The following is a 16,315-nucleotide window of genomic DNA, read 5'->3' as shown; positions in this document are numbered from 1 at the left end:
TTTTATCGCAATGGGGAGAACAGCATGCAGGCAACTGAAATGACGGAGTTTGAGGAGCAATGGGAACGATGGTCGGAAGAGGCGGAGGAACAGGTTTCGCAGCAATTTCGCTTAATCGACCGAATCGTAGAACGGAATCAATGGAAGGTCATACAAGCTTTTCAGAAGCATAAGGTCAGCGATTTTCACTTCGCCGCGTCGACGGGTTACGGATATAACGACCGTGGAAGAGAAGTATTGGACTTAGTATACGCGGATGTGTTCGGCGCAGAGGCAGCCATTGTTAGGCCGCACCTGGTTTCGGGTACACATACGATATCAGCCGCTTTATTCGGATGCTTGCGCCCGGGCGACGAGCTTCTGTTCGTAACCGGCAAACCGTACGATACGTTACATAAAGTGATTGGCAAACCGGGGGATGGGCAGGGTTCGTTGGCGGATTGGGGCGTCCATACGAAAATCGTTCCGCTGCTTGCGGACGGCAATGTGGATTGGGATGGCGTAGCGGCGGCGGTGACGGAACGCACGAAGGTTTTCGCGATTCAGCGCTCGAGAGGGTACGACTGGAGACCTTCGTTCACCGTGGATCAAATTGGGGACATGGTTCCTCGCTTAAAAGCGATGAAACCTAACGGAATCGTGTTCGTGGACAATTGTTATGGCGAATTTACGGAATATCGGGAGCCGACGGAGGTTGGCGTCGATCTAATCGCGGGATCTTTGATCAAAAATCCCGGTGGAGGCCTTGCAACTAGCGGAGGTTATATCGCCGGTAAAAGTAAGCTAGTAGAGCTTGCGGCTTTCCGCATGACTGCGCCGGGCATCGGCGGGGAAGTCGGCGCCATGCTGGGAACGACGCGTTCCATCTATCAAGGCTTATTTCTAGCGCCGCTGCTTGTCGGACAGGCAGTCAAAGGGAGCGTCTTCGCGGCGTCCGTGTTCGCAAAGCTCGGCTTCGAAACACATCCGAGCTGGAACGGACCTAGAACCGATCTCATACAAGCGATCCGGTTCACCGGGGCGGAGCCCTTGATCCATTTCGTGCAATCTATCCAGAAGGCAGCCGCGGTGGATGCCCATGTCGTGCCGGAGCCATGGGACATGCCTGGTTATGAGCATCCCGTTATTATGGCGGCCGGAACGTTTATTCAAGGCGGCAGCTTGGAATTGTCGGCCGACGCTCCGGTTCGTGAACCCTACATTGCTTACATGCAGGGAGGGCTGACTTACGCTCATGTGAAGTATGCCGTTAAACAAGCGTTAATAGAGTTTCGGAAACGCGGATATCTGTGAGTTTCGCCTCCATAAACCTTACATAAAAACCTTACATTCCTTGACATGTTTTTGCTGCGAGGGTACAATGTATATGATTTCAATAACAACAAGTTAAGTTGGAAGGTTGGTATGACATGGGCGACGAGATTCGCAGGAATATGGCGTTGTTTCCGATCGGCATCGTAATGAAGCTGACCGACCTGACCGCCCGCCAAATCCGCTATTATGAACAGCATGAACTGATTCAGCCTGCTCGCACAGACGGCAACCAACGCTTGTTTTCCTTTAATGACGTTGAGCGTTTGATGGAAATCAAATCATTGATCGAGAAGGGCGTAAATATTGCCGGAATTAAGCAGGTTATGAATCCGGTAGGACAAGACGAGAACGATGGGACGATTATCAACGAAATGTCCGAAGTGAAACGTCGGGAGATGACCGATTCCCAGCTTCACAGGATGCTTAAGCAGCAGCTGATGACCGGCAAGCGGCCAGGTCAAGTATCCCTCATCCAAGGTGAGCTTTCTCGTTTCTTCAAGAACAAATAAGACAATAATGAAGCATTCTAGGAGGCTGTCATGAACTTGAACTATACTCGCGAAGATATTACCCGGATTGCTAAAGAACAGAATGTTCGTTTCATCCGATTGCAGTTTACCGATTTGCTTGGTTCGATTAAAAATGTCGAAATTCCCGTAAGCCAATTGGAAAAAGCGTTGGACAATAAAATGATGTTCGACGGCTCTTCAATCGAAGGTTATGTGCGGATCGAAGAATCGGATATGTATTTGTACCCGGATCTGAGTACTTGGGTCGTATTCCCTTGGGTTACGGAAAATAGAGTCGCCCGACTCATCTGCGACATTTACATGCCGGATGGCACGCCATTCGCTGGCGATCCTCGCGGAATCTTGAAGCGGACGTTGCAAGAAGCCGAAGAAATGGGTTTCTCCACGATGAACGTTGGACCGGAGCCGGAATTTTTCCTTTTCCAAACCGATGATAAAGGCAACCCTACGATGGAGCTTAACGATCAGGGCGGTTACTTCGATCTGGCTCCTACGGATTTAGGTGAAAACTGCCGTCGCGATATCGTTTTGATGCTGGAAGAGATGGGCTTCGAGATCGAAGCTTCTCACCACGAAGTCGCGCCAGGTCAACATGAGATCGACTTTAAATACGCGCCTGCCATTAAAGCGGCTGACCAAATTCAGACGTTTAAGCTAGTCGTTAAGACGATCGCCCGTCAGCATGGCTTACATGCTACGTTCATGCCGAAGCCATTGTTCGGAATGAACGGTTCCGGTATGCACTGTCACCAGTCGTTGTTCCGGGGCAACGAGAATGCGTTCTTCGATAACAATGACAAGATAGGACTCAGCAATGTCGCTCGGCATTACATGGCAGGCGTTCTGAAGCATGCTCGCGGAATCGCAGCTATTACGAACCCTACGGTCAATTCCTATAAGCGTCTCGTTCCCGGATACGAAGCCCCTGTTTATGTGGCTTGGTCCGCAAGCAACCGCAGTCCGATGATTCGGATCCCGGCTTCTCGCGGTCTTAGCACTCGCATAGAGGTTCGTAATCCGGACCCGGCGGCTAATCCTTATCTGGCGCTTGCAGTCATGCTGAAAGCCGGCTTGGACGGTATCGCTAACAAGTTGTCCATACCAGCGCCGGTTGATCGCAATATTTACGTTATGAGCGAGGAAGAACGTCAAGACGCGGGAATCCCAAGCTTGCCGATCAATCTCAAGGAAGCTATTTCGGAGTTGTTGCGCGATGACGTCATTTGCGACGTTCTTGGCGATCATGCTTTAAGCCACTTCTACGAGCTTAAAGAAATCGAGTGGGATATGTACCGCACCCAAGTTCACCAATGGGAACGCGATCAGTACTTGACTATGTATTAAAGCTAGTCCATACTATCGAATCACTCAAAACCGATTCTTTGTCCGCTTTTACGGCGGCACTGGGTCGGTTTTTTCTTGTTAGGTAGGTAAGTAAATTTATGTGATGTGGTGTATTCTGCAAGGAGTTACACGAAAAATTCGATCATTCCTGTTTAGTGGGGTCAACGGGAGTGAGTTGCTCGAAAAATTCGATTAATTCCTGTGCATCAGGGGTCATCGGGAGGTAGTTGTTCGAAAAATTCGATCAATTCCTGTGTTGAAGGGGTCAACGGGAGGTAGTTGCTCGAAATATTCGATTAATTCCTGTGCAGAAGGGGTTACCGTCAGGAAGCAGGTGTTCACTCCAATTTCCTTGTAGAACGAGGAGGCGGCCCGCTCAGACATTAGTCTGAGCGGGCCGCCTCTTTGAACTAAAACAACGATTTACATGAAAGAGCGGATTAAACCGATGACTTTGCCAAGGATGCTAACGTTCGGAAGCCGAATGGGTTGCATACTTGAGTTTTCCGGCTGGAGCCTGATGTGGTCGCGTTCCTTATAGAACGTCTTGACCGTTGCCTCATTCTCATCCGTCATTGCGACGACGATGTCTCCGTTAACGGCTGTAGGCTGCTGACGAACGATAACATAGTCTCCATCATGGATCCCGGCTTCAACCATGCTGTCGCCCATAACGGATAACATGAATACGGGTTGGTCACCCACCATGTTGACGGGGAGAGGGTAGTAGTCTTCGATGTTTTCCGTAGCGGTAATCGGTAAGCCAGCCGTTACCTTTCCCAGAAGCGGAACTTGGCGGATAGCGGACGAGATGCTGTAGATGGTGTCGTCATCGTCGCCGAGAATTTCAATAGCACGGGGTTTCGTCGGGTCGCGACGGATTAACCCTTTCTTCTCCAAGCGATCAAGGTGACCGTGGACGGTGGAGCTTGAGGCAAGGCCGACGGCTTCGCCGATTTCGCGGACGGAAGGGGGATATCCCTTGTCTCGCACTTCGTTTTTGATGAATTCTAAAATGGAATTTTGGCGATTGGACATTTTGGACACGCCAAGCCCTCCCCTAAGTATCAGTTCATGATGACAAATTATAACACAGAACTCGAGTTCGCACAAACATTCGTTCTACAGAACAAATGTTCCGAAAATTGTTGACTTGAAACATATGTTCGTGTTACGATAACACCAGAACAAACGTTTGGGGTGATCTTAATGGTGCATTCATGGGTAACGGCTGGCTCGACTCCTGCTTCTTCAATACATAACCGTTCGGCTTCTATTAAGTCGGGACGTGCAGCACAGCCTCGCGCTTCGGTTACGTCTAGCTGGAAGATGGCTAGAAGCTTGTTCTTCCTTTTCGCCTTTCTTGTCCTCTTCAGCGGCTTAACGCTTATGCATACATTCGCTTCGACAGGTGAAGTTTCGCCTGCTTCGAGCGGGGAATTAGTTGTCTCGATCGATAGCGGAGATACGCTGTGGCAACTTGCCAAGACGTACAAGAAGGATGCTATTGATACGCGCCAGGCTATCGATTACATTTTGAAACGTAATGGCTTATCTACTTCAGAGGTTAAGGTAGGACAGACGATCATTATCCCTGCCCGTATTCTTTCCTAACCTATTTGTGACAATGTTTCCAGACCGGAGTTTTCCGGTCTTTTTTTGCGTTCTGTGCTCCTTGACAACCTATCTACGGAAATGGCAAAGTAGAGGAGGTAAAGAAAGGAGAGTGAATGTACATGGATAAATTGCTTAGCAGAATAAATGAACTTTCCCGTAAAAATAAAACCGAAGGTTTGAATGAAAACGAGCTTGCAGAGCGTGAGATTCTCCGTCGGCAATATATTGAAATATTCAAGCAAAATTTCCGTCAGGAACTGGAACGTATCGAAATCGTGGATGAGCCAACGATCAAACATTGATTTTTGTTGAATATGAGGAGGAACGACATGTCCCGGTCTTGGGAACGAATGGTACTGAAAAATTCAAAACAAATAAACAAACGACGCAAGAAGGACGGAAAGAAATCAATTAGTCCCAATGCGCCACAGGTTGACCGGTTCAAAGGAAGAAATTATATCGTACCGATTTTGTTGTTCATGCTGATTTTGTTATACATCACTTTGGCGCAACCTTGGTCGAATAGCTTCATGCAAGATCCGACGATGTTCTGGGTCACGATCGGCTGTTATATTGTGCTTGGATTGTTCTACTACATGAGACGGCCCTATTTAGCGGTTACTCGCGATACTCTTGAGACACGCAAATTCTCAGGATACAAAACCTTACGCCCGACCGAAATTCGCAAAATCACCATGCAACCGGGTTATATCATCGTGGAATCTGTAAAAGGCGCAAACTGGGTGTTCTCGCGATTGATGAATCGTTATCCGCTGGATCTTATGAGTGAAAGATTAAAGTCGTTCTCGGATTTGCATCATATCGAATGGGAAGTAAAAGCAAAGTGAGGAGAAAGCACAATGTCGGTCAAGGCGGTTTTATTCGATCTAGATGATACATTGCTATGGGATGACCGTAGTGTGAGCGAAGCTTTCAAGGACACTTGCCGGTTGGCCGCTGAAGCTGCGGGCATCAATGAAGCGGAGCTTGAAGCTGCCGTACGACGTGAAGCTAGAGCGTTATACGAAACTTTTGAAACCTATAGCTTCACGCAGATAATTGGCATCAACCCTTTTGAAGCGCTATGGGGAAAATTCGAACGCGGAGATCATCCGATGTTTCGCAAGCTACAGCAGTTGGCACCTGAATACCGCGTTAATGCTTGGACTAGAGGGCTTGCCGCGCTTGGCGTGGATCATCCAGAGCTTGGAAAGCAGCTCGCCGAATGGTTTCCGGCTCAACGTCGCAGCTTGAAGTATGTATACGACGAAACCTTTGCGGTTTTAGACGAACTACAAGATTCTTACAAGCTCTTGCTCTTGACTAACGGTTCACCGGATCTCCAACAAGAAAAGTTAGACGGCATGCCGGATCTTATCCCTTATTTCGATTCCATCGTAATTTCCGGGAACTTCGGTGAAGGTAAGCCTTCTTCTAAACTATTCAACCACGCGATGGAGCAAATCGGTATCACCCCAGATGAAGGTATCATGGTCGGGGACAAGCTTACGACAGACATCCTCGGCGCCAACCGCGTAGGCATGACATCCGTATGGATCAACCGCCACAACGCCATCCGCAACGACGACATCATCCCATCATACGAGATCAAGAGCCTGTCGGAACTTCCCGAACTACTCAAACATATCAATAAATAACAAAAAACGCGCCCCGGTTGGGGCGCGTTTCCGTTGTCGAGTCTGTTTGAACTCAGGGATTGCATTAAATGTGATGAAGAGAGAGTAGAGGGGTAAGGAGGGTGTTCCTGGAAGAGTGTAACGTCCGCCTTTTGAGAACCTTTGCCACATCTTAACGAGTTTACCAATTCAGGCAAAGGGTCGAGAACAAGCGGCTGGAAGGAATACCCTCCGTCCCCTAAACCTCATCATCAATCGCACTTTAACGCTCTTACTTAACAAAAGCAGGATCGTCATAAGGATCAGCGACCCAACCGGCCGGCTCAATAAACAGACGAACAGCAACAATAGCCTTATTATCCATAAGCGTAAAGAAGTGAGGCTGGCCTTCCGGCACCGAGATGACGTCTCCGACCGTAAGCTCAACGTCGAAATATCCGGTCTCCTCATCGCCCTTGATGATGAAGATTCCGCGACCGGCAGTAATGGCGCGTACTTCATCCTCGGTGTGGGTATGCACTTGCTCGAACTTTTTCAGAATTTCGGGCAAATTCGGCGTAGCTTCGGAGAGGGCAACGATATCCCAAACCTTGTAACCGCGTCTTTCGGCGACTTCCCGAATCTCTTCGTCGTAAGTGGAAAGAATCGTGTTTTTGTCTTCGTCCGTAAGGGAAAACTTATTATTTAGGTGCTCTGGAAGCTTGGAAGCGTCCCAATGTTCGTACAAAACGTTTTGTTTTGTCAGAAACTCCAGCACTTGATCTTCACTTTCGATGCGTTCGTTAGTATTGCGAATACGAATTTGTGCCATCGTTAATTCCTCTTTTCCCAATGTGAATTAATGCCTTTATTATATTCCAATTCCAAACCACTGTCGACTATGCATCTTTTCGTCCTGTGATGATTCTGGTACTATAGAGTTTAATGATTTGACAGACAGGGGAAGAATCCTACTATGACTTTAACGCATACTAAACCGTCTCTGCAAGAGGCATTAAAAGCTAGAATTCTTATTCTTGACGGAGCAATGGGCACGATGATTCAGCAAGCTAATCTGACTGCAGACGATTTCGGCAGCGATGATATGGACGGCTGCAATGAAATCCTTGTTTTGACGCGGCCGGATGTCATTTCTGGCATACACGAAGCTTATTTAGAAGCCGGTTCCGATATTATCGAAACGAACACTTTCGGAGCAACCGCGATCGTGTTAGCGGAGTACGACATTCCGGAGAAAGCCAGAGAAATCAACTTGGCGGCTGCCAAACTCGCAAGAGAAGCGTGCGATAAATATTCAACGCCGGAAAAGCCCCGTTTTGTCGCTGGAGCTCTTGGCCCTACGACAAAGACGCTTTCGGTTACCGGCGGCGTCACTTTTGACCAATTGATTAAAGATTACGAGGAACAAGTCATTGCGCTAATGGAAGGCGATGTCGATTGCATCTTGATTGAAACCTGCCAAGATACGCTGAACGTGAAGGCCGCTAGTATCGGAGTCCGCCAAGCCTTCAACAAGATGGGTTATGAGCTTCCCATTATGATCAGCGGAACCATCGAACCGATGGGGACGACGCTTGCCGGCCAGAATATCGAATCGTTTTACATCTCGCTTGAGCATCTTAAACCGATATCGATGGGTCTCAATTGCGCGACAGGACCGGAATTCATGCGCGATCATATCCGGACGTTATCCGGTCTTTCGAGTTCGGCGGTAAGCTGTTATCCGAATGCCGGCCTCCCGGACGAGAACGGTCATTATCATGAATCGCCGGAATCGTTGGCCAAGAAGCTTAAGGGTTTCGCCGAGCAAGGGTGGATCAACATTGCCGGCGGCTGCTGCGGTACGACTCCCGCACATATCGCGGCAATGGCAAATGCGATGAAAGATATCGCCCCGAGGAAAATGAACGGTGAACATCCGCCAGCCGTATCCGGTATCGAAACGGTATACATCGAAGAAGATAACCGTCCGATCATGATCGGAGAGAGAACGAATATATCGGGCTCCCGGAAGTTCAAGCGCCTGATCCAGGAAGGGAAGTTCGACGAAGCTTCCGAAATCGCGCGCTCTCAAGTTAAAGGCGGCGCTCATATTATCGATATCAACCTTCAGGATACGGATATCGATGAAGCCTACGCGGTTAATCAGTTTCTGCCGATGGTCACGAAGAAGATCAAAGTTCCATTGATGCTGGATTCGACCTATGACCACATTATCGAGCTAGGACTTAAATATTCGCAAGGAAAAGCGATTATTAACTCCATTAATCTTGAAGACGGAGAATCCAAATTCGAGAAAATTTTGCCGCTTATCCACCAATACGGCGCGGCGGTCGTCTGCATTCTGATCGACGAGCGCGGGCAAGCCGTGTCGAGGCAAGCCAAGATGGAAGTGGCAACCTGTTCATACGAGCTGTTAGTCAATAAATACGGGATGAACCCCGAGGATATTATTTTCGACCCGAACATGTTTCCTGTCGGCTCCGGAGATCCGCAATATATCGGTTCTGCCGTCGAGACGATCGAAGGCATCCGGATGATCAAGGAAAAGTATCCGAAAGCGAAGACGATACTCGGGCTCAGCAACATTTCATTCGGTCTTCCCGACGCCGGTCGTGAAGTATTGAACTCGGTGTACTTGTACCATTGCACGAAGGCGGGACTCGATTATGCCATCGTGAATACCGAAAAGCTGGAGAGGTACGCATCCATCCCCGAAGAGGAACGTCATCTCGCCGAGCAATTGATCTACGATACGAATGACGACACTCTTGCTGCCTTCGTTGCCGCTTTCCGGGACAAAAAATTGCAGAAAAAAGAAAAGGTGTCAAATCAGACGCTGGAAGAGCGGCTGGCGGGATACGTGGTAGAGGGAACGAAGGAAGGTCTCGGAGCCGATTTGGACGAAGCGCTTGGCAAATACGCGCCGCTTGATATCATCAACGGTCCATTAATGGCCGGGATGGAAGAGGTAGGACGGCTATTCAATAATAACGAGCTGATCGTAGCGGAAGTGCTGCAGAGCGCCGAAGTCATGAAAGCCTCGGTAGCCCAGCTCGAGCCGCATATGGAGAAAAACGAATCGGCGGTGAAAGGTAAAATTTTGTTGGCAACAGTTAAAGGCGATGTGCACGATATCGGCAAAAATCTGGTCGAGATCATTCTATCGAACAATGGCTACAAAATCATAAACCTAGGCATTAAAGTGCCGCCGGACCAAATTATCGAAGCGGCTCGCAGGGAAAGCCCGGACGCGATCGGATTATCCGGACTGCTCGTTAAATCGGCTCAGCAAATGGTCCTCACGGCGCAGGATTTGCGCAGCGCGGGAATCGACGCTCCGATTCTTGTGGGCGGTGCGGCGCTAACCCGCAAATTCACCAAAAACCGGATCGCGCCGGAGTATGACGGTGTCGTGTTATATGCGAAGGACGCGATGGACGGCCTAGATATCGCGAATAAATTAAGCGACCCGGGCCATCGGGCCCGCATCATTGAAGAGCACTGGGCTGCGCAAGCCGCTTTGGCGGAGGAAGCCGAAAAGCCGGCGCAAGAGTTGCCGGAACTGACCCGGGCACGCCGTTCCCATATTTCGCCGGATGCGCCTTTGTTTACGCCGCCGGATTATGACCGGCACGTGCTGCGCGATTACCCGATGTCCCACGTTCTTCCTTACGTGAACCTGCAGATGCTGCTCGGTCATCATCTCGGACTAAAGGGCAACGTGGAAGAGCTGCTCGCCGCAGGAGACGAAAGGACTGTTAATCTTAAAGAAACGGTCGACGATATTATGAGGCAGTCGCAGTCTCAAGGCTGGCTGAACCCGCAGGCGATGTATCGGTTTTTCCCTGCGCAATCCGATGGCAACGATATTATCATTTATGACCCGGATGATCGCACCCGCGTTCTGAAGCGATTCTCGTTTCCTCGTCAGCAGGTGGAGCCGTTCCTATGTCTTGCCGATTTTCTGAAATCGGTCGACAGCGGCATCATGGATAGCGTTGGTTTCCTTGTCGTCACAGCGGGGCAAGGGGCGCGCGAGCAGGGTGAGAAATGGAAGGAAAGCGGAGATTATCTTCGTTCCCATGCGTTGCTGGCAACAGCGTTGGAAGTGGCCGAGGGCTTGGCCGAGCGCGTACACCAAATTATGCGGGACAGCTGGGGATTCCCGGATCCGGCCGACATGACGATGAAGAAACGGTTTGGCGCGCGTTATCAAGGTATCCGCGTATCGTTCGGCTATCCGGCTTGTCCGGATTTGGAGGACCAAGGGCCTTTGTTCGAGCTCATGAAACCCGAGGATATCGGCGTGCATCTGACGGAAGGCTTTATGATGGAGCCTGAGGCTTCCGTGTCCGCAATGGTGTTCGCCCATCCCGAGGCGCAATATTTCAACGTAGAAAAAGCATAAGAAATACTAAAAATCCCGGAATGAACCGACCGTTAAGGTTAGTTCGCTCCGGGATTTTTAGTTACTCATTGGCGCTGGCTTCGTCTTCATTGTTGCTGGTTTCGTCTTCATTGTCGCTGGCTTCGTCTTTAATCTCGTTTCTAAAGCCCGAAATCGCATCGCGTCTGTTTTCGTTTTTTTCGGAGATAGCCTCAGCTTCCTGAGGATCAAGCTCTTCGGAGTACTCTTCGAGGTAATCTTCCGATTCCTCTAAATTATCTATCGTATTTTGTACGGCTTCCTGCAGCTTTTCCACGTTATCCGAGCGGTCGTCCGGGTTTGCCATTCGAAATCTCTCCTTGGTTTATGTATTCAGGTCATTTGCCCATCGAATAGTATGGTTAAAACGGCTTGCCAATATTCGGATTTGCGGAAAAAAATAATAAAAAGCTTACGTAAAGATGATATCGCTCTAACAGTGCTCCGTTAACATGAAGGAAAACGGATACTCGAGAGGGGAATCATAACTGATGGATACGGGCTCCCATTTGCTGTTCGGGGTCACTTTGGCAGGTTTGGCTTTCTTTCATCCGGATGTCGCAGCTCAACCTCATCTTGCCGCAGCCGTATTATCCGTTACACTTGTAGGTTCACACGCACCGGATCTCGATTCAGTCGTTCGAATTAAGGGACAAGACGCCTATTTGAAACACCATCGCGGGTTAAGCCATTCCTTTCCTGCGTGGTTGGTGTGGTCAGCTTTGATTGGAGGGTTAGCGGCATGGGGATGGGGGTTTAGCGAACATCTTCTCTTGTTATGCAGCTTTGCGTTCGCCGCCGTTGCTTTGCACGTCATATTCGATTGGACAAATGCGTACGGAGTGCAATGTTTGCTCCCATTTCGCCGGGAATGGTACCATCTGGATGCCCTTTGCTTGACGGATCCTTTTCTAGGTGTCGTTCACGCTTCAGCTGCGATAGGGGCGATTATCGGATTATGGCCATACCCGCAATGGATATGCGCCGGTGCTTGGGGACTGACCATCGTTTATATCATATGGAGAGTCGTTCATCATGAGGTCGTGGTTAAAAGGGTTAGAAGAAGATATCGCCGCTGGAGGGCAATCCATGTTCTGCCGGGGCTGTGGTGGTTCAAATGGCAATATGTCGTTCAGACGGATACAGGATTTGAAATGGGGGTAATCGATGGCAGAAGGCTGTTGCCTTCCCGTCATCTGCCTTTTAGCGAGCCGCATCATTGCATTGAGGCGACCCGAAACGTATCCGCGGTTAGAACGTTGCAAGATTTCGCGAAGCGTGAATACGTAAGTTGGACGGTCGAACCGGGCGGCGGGTATTTGGTGACCTGGACGGATTTAAGATTTTGGAGAGAAAAGGACTGGCCATACCGTGCGGAAGTTCGGTTGGATGACCATTATAACGTTATCGGCGAGCAAATCGGCTGGTATAAAAAAGCTTGGGAAGCGCCTTACGTTTAATCTCATACTACGGTATCGACTCAGCCGCGTATTAAATCGTCCCGCGCATTTGCTCCCTACAAGGGGCGGCGTTGGGGCGTTTTTTCTTTGTTCGACTATCAGACAGTATAAGTTTTGGGTTCCTTATACTCATCTGATAGCTCGATACAAACGTATACCGCCGTCCCAAGGACGGCGAAGCCGTTTTACTTGGGGCAATAAAAATAGTTTCCCGGGAAAGCGCAGGAGCCGACACGAATTGTCGCATTAGGCTTGATTTTTCCGATTGAAGGGACAGTTTATGGCATAAATAAGCTGAAATAAGCGCAAATGTCGAAAAACGGATTCAACCTCCCGTTGCTGGGCGAACATATATTCTGTACAATAATAGTAATTTGATTTTAGGAGAATAGCCATGAATCCGTGGACGGAAAAGACGGAGTCGGTGGAGGAGTGGCTAGGGCTGCTGCGAAGCCGACCGGAAATTATGGAGAACGTAACGTTCTGGCATACCCAGCCCGCTCGTCCCGCGCGCACGGTCAGCATCCCGGCCAATGTGCATCCGAAGCTGGTCGAAGCGCTAAGGCATAAGGGCATCGCCGATTTATATACGCATCAAGCGGCTTCCTTTCAGGCCGTTGCCGCGGGCAAACACGTCGTTACCGTAACGCCGACCGCATCGGGCAAGACGCTTTGCTATAACTTGCCGGTTATTCATACGCTGCTCCATGACGATAGCGCCAGGGCGCTCTATTTATTTCCGACGAAAGCGCTGGCACAGGACCAGGTTGCGGAGCTGCAGGAGCTTGCGAACTTAATGGAAGCCGATATTAAGACGCATACCTATGACGGGGACACACCTCCTACGGTACGGCAGGCGATCCGCAATGCTGGGCATATCGTCGTCACGAATCCGGATATGCTGCATTCGGCGATTTTACCGCACCATACGAAATGGGTTAAGCTGTTCGAAAATATTAAATACATCATCATAGATGAGTTGCACGCTTACCGCGGCGTATTCGGAAGCCACGTGGCCAACGTGATCCGCAGGCTGAAGCGGATTTGCCGGTTTTACGGCAGCGAACCGCAGTTTCTATGCGCATCGGCTACCATACGCAATCCGCAGGAGCATGCGGAGCGTTTGATCGGTGAAGACGTCGCGCTCATCGACGACAACGGCTCTCCGGCGGGGGAGAAACATATGGTGTTCTACAACCCGCCTGTCGTGAACAAGCAGCTCGGCATTCGCCGCAGCAGCGTACTGGAATCGCAGAAGCTCGCGGCGATGCTGCTGAAGAGCGGAATCCAGACGATCGTGTTCGCCCGCAGCCGAGTCCGGGTGGAAATTCTGCTTACCTATTTGCAAGAGAACATCAAGCACGAGTTGGGCAAGAAATCGATCCGCGGCTACAGGGGCGGGTATTTGCCCAAACTGCGCAGGGAAATCGAACGAGGTTTGCGAAACGGCGAAATCCGCGGAGTCGTCAGCACGAACGCGCTTGAGCTCGGCATCGATATCGGGCAGTTGCAGGCATGCGTGTTGAACGGGTATCCGGGAACGATAGCGAGCACTTGGCAGCAATCCGGCCGGGCGGGGCGCAGACAAGGGAGCTCCGTCACCTTCCTGGTGGCGAGCAGCAATCCGCTCGATCAATATTTGATTCAGAACCCGGATTACTTCCTAGGACGCCCGCCGGAGGAAGCGCGCATTCATCCGGACAACCTGCTTATTCTGCTCGACCATCTGAAATGCGCCGCTTACGAGCTGCCTTTTGAAGAAGGAGATACGTTCGGAGGGGAAAAACTGACGGACCTGCTGGAGTTTCTGGCGGAGGAGAAGGTGCTGCACAGGGTCGGGAACCGCTGGTACTGGATGGAACAGGCATTTCCCGCACATAGCATTTCACTGCGTTCGGCGGCTCAAGAAAACTTCGTCATCATCGATCAAACGGACGGCCATCGCGTCATCGGCGAGGTTGACCGTTTCAGCGCGCCGACGCTTATTCACGAAGAGGCGATTTACCTCCATGAAGGGGTACAATACCAAGTGGAGAAGCTTGATTATCCCGAGAAGAAAGCTTATGTTCGGGAAGTGAACGTGGATTACTTCACGGACGCTAATCTGGCCGTGGAGTTGAAGGTGCTGCACGTTGACCTCGAATCGACTTCCGGTGCGCTGCAACGCCAATACGGAGAAGTGACGGTTATGGCCAAACCGACGATTTTCAAAAAAATCAGACTCCGCACCCACGAGAATATCGGCTCGGGACCTATCTATTTGCCTGAGGAAATTCTACATACGAGCGGGTATTGGTTTTCTTTTTCCGAAGAAGAATCGGGCAAGAGAAGCGCTAACGACATGCAAATGGCTTTGCTTGGGTTAGCTAACGTTCTCATCCATCTAGCGCCTCTGCACCTGATGTGCGATCCGCTCGATATCCGCGTCGTGCCGCAGGTGAAGGCGGTACATACGAAGAGGCCGACGATTTATTTTTACGACCGTTATCCAGGCGGAATTGGCCTTAGCCAACGCTTGTATGAGAAACACGAGGAATTGCTTGAGGAAGCAGGACGGCTCATTATGGGCTGCGGTTGTTTAAGCGGCTGTCCGGCTTGCGTCGGGCCAATCGAAGAGGTCGGGCTGCTGGGCAAGAATTTGGCTCTTTCCCTGTTGCAAGGGACGAGGGAAAGCTCATGAGCGGGTTAAGGGAGAGGTTGGAAAGACTTCGCGCTCAATCGCCTGAGGTTGCCGCGGAGAGCATACAAGCGGAGACGACCGTTTCGGCTAAATCGGAAGAGCACTTGTTGCATGCCGATTTCCGTCATATCGGTGTCGAGCTCAAGAGCAACGAGAATGGTCAATTTCTGCTGAGACGTATCGTTTATCCTTTTCCTTACCGGCACGGACGTTACGAATTAGCAGAGCTTCGTGAAGGAGCTTCCCATTTAAGTCCTATAGCCATGCGGCAAAACCAGAATAGCGAGCCGATAGATGCTAATAAGCTGCTGTTCCTTGATACGGAAACGACGGGGCTCGGGGTTGGAACGGGCAACGTTCCGTTCATGGTCGGCTTCGGCTATTACACCGAACGAGCTTTTGTCGTGGAGCAGACGCTCATTCGTCATCCCGGCGAAGAGAAGGCGATGCTGTCCTATTTACTCGGTCATATGAAGGACAAAAGCCATCTGGTCACTTATAATGGTCGTACGTTCGATTGGCCGGTGCTCGTTAACCGATTCATCCTTAACGGCTGGCGCAGAAGCGGACCGGAGCCGGGACATCTCGATTTTCTGCATCCATCCCGCGCGTTATGGCGCAATACGTTGCCGTCATGCCGGCTCAGCATCGTTGAGGAAGAGCGATTAGGCATCCAGCGAGAACATGATGTTCCTGGATCGATGGCTCCGGCATTGTATTTTCAATATCTAAGCGATCATAATCCGATTCATTTGCACGGAGTTTATGCCCACAACGAGAAAGACGTGCTCACTTTAGCTTCATTGGCCGTTCATTTCGGAAAGCTTTTGGGCGGGATCTCGAGAGATGCGGAAGACGAGGGACCCGAAGGCGAAGAACTGTTCCGCACCGCTTGCTGGCTCGAGAAGCACGGGAACACGGAATCCGCCGAACGATTGTTTGACCTGCTCGGCGATCGGGAAGAATTAGGCGACGGCAGCGGTTGGAGCTTGGCTTTAGCCGCAAGATATAAGCGCGCGGGTCAGCATGAACGGGCACTTCCTCTATGGAGGAAATCCGCGGAGAAAGCGGAAAATTCCGCGCTGCCTAAGCTGGACGCCCATGTCGAGCTAGCTATTTATTACGAGCATCGCGATAAACAATTGTTAACGGCATTAACCTATGCGGAGAAGGCGTTGGAACTTGCACATATGCGCGCACGATTAAGTCGTGATTCCGCTAGCCGCAACGAAGAGAAGGAAGCTTTGCTGCGCAGGGTGACGAGGTTGCGCGATAAAGTTTCGCGGGAAAGGATGTAGGCACGA

General features: G+C 50.4%; 14 protein-coding genes. 11 read left to right on the top strand and 3 right to left on the bottom strand.

Annotated elements, in window-relative coordinates; genetic code table 11:
- Nucleotides 1-24: 24 nt before the first annotated feature.
- The 3 genes from K7P76_RS04185 (at nt 25) to glnA (ending at nt 3,188) form a co-directional block, all read left to right on the top strand.
- On the top strand, nt 25-1,293 hold the full coding sequence (locus K7P76_RS04185) for a methionine gamma-lyase family protein (protein WP_232183544.1): 1,269 nt from the start codon (nt 25-27) through the stop codon (nt 1,291-1,293).
- Nucleotides 1,294-1,409: 116 nt separating this feature from the next.
- A complete protein-coding gene (locus tag K7P76_RS04180; protein WP_232183543.1) occupies nt 1,410-1,823 on the top strand; it encodes a MerR family transcriptional regulator in 414 nt (137 codons plus the stop codon).
- Nucleotides 1,824-1,859: 36 nt separating this feature from the next.
- On the top strand, nt 1,860-3,188 hold the full coding sequence (glnA, locus tag K7P76_RS04175) for a type I glutamate--ammonia ligase (protein ID WP_232184452.1): 1,329 nt from the start codon (nt 1,860-1,862) through the stop codon (nt 3,186-3,188).
- Nucleotides 3,189-3,611: 423 nt separating this feature from the next.
- Here the strand turns inward: glnA and lexA are convergent, their stop codons facing one another.
- Nucleotides 3,612-4,235 carry a transcriptional repressor LexA gene (gene lexA, locus K7P76_RS04170; RefSeq protein ID WP_232183542.1) on the bottom strand — a complete coding sequence of 208 codons (624 nt, stop codon included), beginning with the start codon at nt 4,233-4,235 and terminating at the stop codon, nt 3,612-3,614.
- 162 nt (nt 4,236-4,397) lie between these two features.
- Here lexA and K7P76_RS04165 point away from each other — a divergent pair, with 162 nt between their 5' ends.
- The 4 genes from K7P76_RS04165 to K7P76_RS04150 all read left to right on the top strand — a co-directional run bounded on the left by K7P76_RS04165 (nt 4,398) and on the right by K7P76_RS04150 (nt 6,463).
- Nucleotides 4,398-4,802 carry a LysM peptidoglycan-binding domain-containing protein gene (locus tag K7P76_RS04165; RefSeq protein ID WP_232183541.1) on the top strand — a complete coding sequence of 135 codons (405 nt, stop codon included), beginning with the start codon at nt 4,398-4,400 and terminating at the stop codon, nt 4,800-4,802.
- A 122-nt stretch (nt 4,803-4,924) separates the two neighbouring features.
- Nucleotides 4,925-5,107 (top strand): DUF896 domain-containing protein, encoded by a 183-nt coding sequence (locus K7P76_RS04160; protein ID WP_309244727.1) that lies wholly within the window; start codon nt 4,925-4,927, stop codon nt 5,105-5,107.
- 27 nt (nt 5,108-5,134) lie between these two features.
- A complete protein-coding gene (locus tag K7P76_RS04155; protein ID WP_232183539.1) occupies nt 5,135-5,653 on the top strand; it encodes a hypothetical protein in 519 nt (172 codons plus the stop codon).
- A 12-nt stretch (nt 5,654-5,665) separates the two neighbouring features.
- Nucleotides 5,666-6,463 carry an HAD family hydrolase gene (locus K7P76_RS04150; RefSeq protein ID WP_232183538.1) on the top strand — a complete coding sequence of 266 codons (798 nt, stop codon included), beginning with the start codon at nt 5,666-5,668 and terminating at the stop codon, nt 6,461-6,463.
- A 250-nt stretch (nt 6,464-6,713) separates the two neighbouring features.
- On the opposite strand, the gene mtnD is transcribed toward K7P76_RS04150, so the two are convergent.
- Nucleotides 6,714-7,253 (bottom strand): acireductone dioxygenase, encoded by a 540-nt coding sequence (mtnD, locus tag K7P76_RS04145; RefSeq protein ID WP_232183537.1) that lies wholly within the window; start codon nt 7,251-7,253, stop codon nt 6,714-6,716.
- Between the two features lie 144 nt (nt 7,254-7,397).
- Between mtnD and metH the strand changes: the two genes are divergently transcribed.
- Complete coding sequence (gene metH / locus K7P76_RS04140; protein ID WP_232183536.1) at nt 7,398-10,853, top strand: methionine synthase; 3,456 nt, start codon at nt 7,398-7,400, stop codon at nt 10,851-10,853.
- A 61-nt stretch (nt 10,854-10,914) separates the two neighbouring features.
- On the opposite strand, the gene tlp is transcribed toward metH, so the two are convergent.
- A complete protein-coding gene (gene tlp / locus K7P76_RS04135; protein WP_232183535.1) occupies nt 10,915-11,178 on the bottom strand; it encodes a small acid-soluble spore protein Tlp in 264 nt (87 codons plus the stop codon).
- Nucleotides 11,179-11,362: 184 nt separating this feature from the next.
- On the opposite strand from tlp, the gene K7P76_RS04130 reads away from it, so the two are divergent.
- The 3 genes from K7P76_RS04130 to K7P76_RS04120 all read left to right on the top strand — a co-directional run bounded on the left by K7P76_RS04130 (nt 11,363) and on the right by K7P76_RS04120 (nt 16,309).
- Entirely contained in the window at nt 11,363-12,331 is a 969-nt protein-coding gene (locus K7P76_RS04130; protein WP_232183534.1) for a metal-dependent hydrolase, read from the top strand.
- Between the two features lie 394 nt (nt 12,332-12,725).
- Entirely contained in the window at nt 12,726-15,011 is a 2,286-nt protein-coding gene (locus K7P76_RS04125) for a DEAD/DEAH box helicase (RefSeq protein ID WP_304518384.1), read from the top strand.
- Nucleotides 15,008-16,309 carry a DUF6340 family protein gene (locus K7P76_RS04120; protein ID WP_232183533.1) on the top strand — a complete coding sequence of 434 codons (1,302 nt, stop codon included), beginning with the start codon at nt 15,008-15,010 and terminating at the stop codon, nt 16,307-16,309. Before K7P76_RS04125 ends, K7P76_RS04120 begins: the two co-directional genes overlap by 4 nt.
- Nucleotides 16,310-16,315 lie beyond the last annotated feature (6 nt).

This window comes from Cohnella silvisoli (assembly GCF_021190915.1).
In the GTDB taxonomy this organism is placed as follows: domain Bacteria; phylum Bacillota; class Bacilli; order Paenibacillales; family Paenibacillaceae; genus Cohnella; species Cohnella silvisoli.
This window is presented reverse-complemented; position numbering and strand designations above follow the sequence as displayed.